Below are 2333 nucleotides of genomic sequence, written 5' to 3'. Positions count from 1 at the left end.
TGGCGTTGGGCGTCGGTCATGGACTCGAACTCCGTGCCCACATCAAAGCCGTCGCCCTTGGGGTCGCAATGGGTCACCCGCGCGCGCAGCAACAGGCCGAGCGCCTGGGGCATCAGCACCAGCTTGACCGCCAGGTGAGTGTCGGCGGCCAGCGGTGTCGGGTGCTGGAAGTCGATGCCGCCCTCGGAGAGGATCACCGGTTGCGGCGCACCCACCTCGTTCAGCAAACCGCGAGCCATGACCTGGCTGAGCAGATCCAGGCGTTTGTTCTGCACTTTGAGGAAGGCCGCCAGGCTGCGGTCTTTCTCGCTGATCTGGCGCAGCAGGTGCTGGGCTTCGAATTCGCTCAAGTGCAGCTCGCTGAGCAGATTGAACAGCGGTGAATCATCCAGCAACACTTCCTTGCTCGCCGCGTCGGGGCCCGACAGGGGTTTGATTTGAAGTGCGATCATGTCGTCGATACGGTAGTATTCGCGGCGCTCTTCTTCATCTAATGTCGACATGGCGAACCCCAGGTAACGGTAATGGTCTGAGTGTAAAGCTGCTGACCAGACCCCGCCACCGGGACGTCTTCTTTTCCTCCGAACAAGCCCCGACATGTTCAGACCTCTCTTCGTATTTATCGGCACGCGTTATACCCGTGCAAAGCGTCGCAATCATTTTGTGTCGTTCATTTCCTTGACCTCGATGATCGGTCTCGCCCTGGGCGTGGTCGTGATGATCGTGGTGCTGTCGGTGATGAATGGCTTCGATCATGAGATGCGCACCCGCGTGCTGGGCATGGTGCCCCACGCGACCATCGAGGGCGATGCGCCCATCAACGACTGGCAAAGCCTGGCCGCCAAGGTCCAGCAGAACCCCAAGGTGGTGGCGGTAGCGCCGTTTACCCAGATGCAGGGGTTGCTGACCAATGACGGCAAAGTGCAGAAGATCCTGCTCAACGGCATCGACCCGGCCCAGGAGCGCAACGTCTCGATCATCGACAAGTTCATGCTGCAAGGTAAGCTCGACGAGCTGTCGCCGGGCAGCTTTGGCATCGTCATCGGTGACAAGGCCGCGGCCAAGCTGGGCGTAGAGGTTGGCGACAAGCTGACCTTCGTCGCCCCGGAAGTCACCGTGACCCCGGCCGGCATGTTCCCGCGCATGAAGCGCTTTACCGTGGTGGGCACCTTCCACGTCGGCGCTGGCGAGATCGACGGTTACATCGGCCTGACCAATCTCACCGACCTGGCCCGCCTGCATCGCTGGCAGCCCGACCAGGTGCAGGGCCTGCGCCTGAAATTCAACGACCTGTTCGATGCGCCGCGCGGCGCCTGGGAAATTGCCCAGCACCTGGGTGAAACCGAGTACTACGCTCGCGACTGGACCCGCACCCACGGCAACCTGTATCAGGCCATCCGCATGGAAAAAGCCATGATCGGCCTGTTGTTGTTGCTGATCGTCGCCGTGGCGGCCTTCAACATCATCTCCACGCTGGTGATGGTGGTGAACGACAAGAAGGGCGACATCGCCATCCTGCGTACGTTGGGCGCCACGCCGGGGCAGATCATGGCGATCTTCATGGTGCAGGGCACCGTGATCGGCGTGGTCGGCACCTTGATCGGCACGGCGGTGGGCATTCTGGCCGCGCTGAACGTCAGCGCCGCCATCGCCCTGCTTGAAAAGGTGATCGGCCACAAGTTTCTCAACGCCGACGTCTACTTCATCGATTACTTGCCGTCCCAGGTGCAAACCCAGGACGTGCTGATGGTGGGCGGCGCTGCGTTGGTCCTGAGCTTCCTTGCCACCCTGTATCCAGCCTGGCGCGCGGCACGTACCCAGCCAGCACAGGCATTACGTTATGAGTGAATCGGGCATGAGTGAAAAAGCAATCCTGAGCTGCCGCAACCTGGGCAAATCCTACGAGGAAGGCCCGGAGTCGGTGGTGGTGCTGTCCAACCTGCAGCTTGAACTGCACCCTGGCGAGCGTGTGGCGATCGTCGGCAGTTCCGGTTCCGGCAAGAGTACCTTGCTCAACCTGTTGGGCGGCCTCGACACGCCGTCCCAGGGCAGCGTATGGCTGGCCGGTGAAGAACTCTCGGCCTTGAATGAAAAGGCCCGCGGCCAACTGCGCAACCGCTCGTTGGGCTTTGTGTACCAGTTCCACCACTTGCTGCCGGAATTCACCGCCCTGGAAAACGTGTGCATGCCGCTGTTGATTGGCAAGACCGCGATTCCTGAAGCGCGTCAGCGTGCCACGGCCTTGCTCGAGCGCGTCGGCCTCGGCCACCGCCTGGAGCACAAGCCAGCGGAGTTGTCCGGTGGTGAGCGCCAGCGCGTGGCGATTGCCCGTG

Annotated in this window: 3 protein-coding genes; 2 read left to right on the top strand and 1 reads right to left on the bottom strand. The window is 61.9% G+C overall.

What is annotated here, in order from left to right; genetic code table 11:
* Positions 1-503 (bottom strand): PilZ domain-containing protein (locus BKD70_RS22935; protein WP_070415463.1); only part of this gene is annotated, 503 nt, incomplete at its 3' end.
* A gap of 94 nt (positions 504-597) precedes the next feature.
* Between BKD70_RS22935 and BKD70_RS22930 the strand changes: the two genes are divergently transcribed.
* Positions 598-1848 (top strand): lipoprotein-releasing ABC transporter permease subunit, encoded by a 1251-nt coding sequence (locus tag BKD70_RS22930; RefSeq protein ID WP_054899068.1) that lies wholly within the window; start codon positions 598-600, stop codon positions 1846-1848.
* A gap of 7 nt (positions 1849-1855) precedes the next feature.
* On the top strand, positions 1856-2333 hold a 478-nt coding region (locus BKD70_RS22925), incomplete at its 3' end, for an ABC transporter ATP-binding protein (protein ID WP_175441028.1).

Source organism: Pseudomonas sp. BS-2016 (assembly GCF_001806145.1).
In the GTDB taxonomy this organism is placed as follows: Bacteria; Pseudomonadota; Gammaproteobacteria; order Pseudomonadales; family Pseudomonadaceae; genus Aquipseudomonas; species Aquipseudomonas lundensis.
Note: the sequence above shows the minus strand (reverse complement) of the source record. Positions and strands in the feature narration are given on the sequence as shown.